At 38.8% G+C, this 294-nt stretch carries 1 tRNA gene; it reads right to left on the bottom strand.

From position 1 onward, the window contains the following. Nucleotides 1-218: 218 nt before the first annotated feature. Nucleotides 219-294, bottom strand: a tRNA-Val gene (locus tag AACR09_RS00975).

Here is a 294-nt window from a genome sequence, read left to right as displayed (position 1 = left end):
TGTTTATCTAATGAAAGATAAACATTGAGAACTTTTAAATTTGATTGAATTACTCGTAAGTAATCAATCAGTCAGCTTTCCAAATTGTTAAAGAGCATGAGACTTTAAGAACCAGTGTTCTAAAATTCACATTTTCTAAAGACTCTCAGGGTCAAACATACCAACCAACGACAAAAGAAGTGGTTTGGATATGAAGATAACCAAGAATTTTTAGAGAATGGTGGGCGATACCGGGCTCGAACCAGTGACCCCCTGCTTGTAAGGCAGGTGCTCTCCCAACTGAGCTAATCGCCC

The sequence above is a fragment of the Vibrio sp. OPT20 genome (genome assembly GCF_963889365.1).
GTDB lineage: Bacteria > Pseudomonadota > Gammaproteobacteria > Enterobacterales > Vibrionaceae > Vibrio > Vibrio splendidus.
The sequence above is the reverse complement of the archived record's forward strand: the minus strand, read 5'-3'. Positions and strand labels throughout refer to the sequence as shown.